Source organism: Mycetohabitans sp. B2 (assembly GCF_021733735.1).
Classification (GTDB): Bacteria; Pseudomonadota; Gammaproteobacteria; order Burkholderiales; family Burkholderiaceae; genus Mycetohabitans; species Mycetohabitans rhizoxinica.
This window is the reverse complement of the sequence record NZ_JAHKSP010000064.1, coordinates 1-941: the sequence shown is the minus strand read 5'-3', so window position 1 is coordinate 941 and position 941 is coordinate 1. Positions and strand designations below refer to the sequence as shown.

General features: G+C 58.8%; 1 protein-coding gene. It reads right to left on the bottom strand.

What is annotated here, in order from left to right; translation table 11 throughout:
• Positions 1-941: phosphopantetheine-binding protein (locus KPG66_RS14600; RefSeq protein ID WP_237071273.1), on the bottom strand; the 941-nt coding region annotated here is incomplete at both ends.

Sequence of the window (941 nt, the reverse complement as noted above, 5' to 3'; positions counted from 1 at the left end):
GTGATGAAACAAGATGCCGTCCTGCAATGGGGACAAGGCATAAATGTCCTGGATGTTCGCCACACCCTTCGGCACCTGCTCAACAATCCGATCAATGTCGCTTTGCGTGAGCTTGATCAGTGGCAACATCTCGGGTGTCAGCGCAATGGTGTCGGGCGTGATCACGTTCGGCGGTACCATCACATCACGTTGCTGTCCAACCGATTGGGCTAGCGCACTCAACGTGGGCGTGTCAAACAACGCCCGCACGGACAGCCCGAGCCCCCGCCGCCTGAGGCGCTCAATTAATTGCACCGCAAGCAACGAATGACCGCCAAGTGCGAAGAAGCTGTCATGGCGGCTAACACGCTCAACGCCAAGTAGCTCGGCCCAGATGACCGCCAGTGCGGTTTCAACCTTGCCTTGCGGCGCTTCATACGCTTGGTGAGCAAATGCATCCTCATTCGGCATGGGTAGTGCACGCCGATCGAGCTTGCCATTCGGTGTCAATGGGAACGCATCAAGCCGAACGAAGGCGGTCGGCACCATGTACTCGGGCAAGCAAGCGGCCACATGCGCGCGCAGCGCGCTCACGAGGTTCTCATTAGGCTTGGCGACCACATACGCGATCAGACGCTTTTCATTACCCTCGCCGCGTGCAAGTACCACCGCGTCGCGCACTTGTGGATGCTCAGTAAGGCGCGCTTCAATCTCACTCGGCTCAATACGAAAACCGCGGATCTTGACTTGCTGATCGTTGCGCCCTAGGTACTCAAGGTTGCCATTGGGCAGGTAACGCGCTAAATCACCGGTCTTATACATGCGCGCATCGGGCGCCGCCGAGAACGGATCTGGCACAAAGCGCTCGGCAGTCAACTCTGGCCGATTCAGGTAGCCGCGTGCCACGCCTGCACCACCGATATACAGCTCACCGACCGCGCCCAACGGCACTGGTTGGCTGT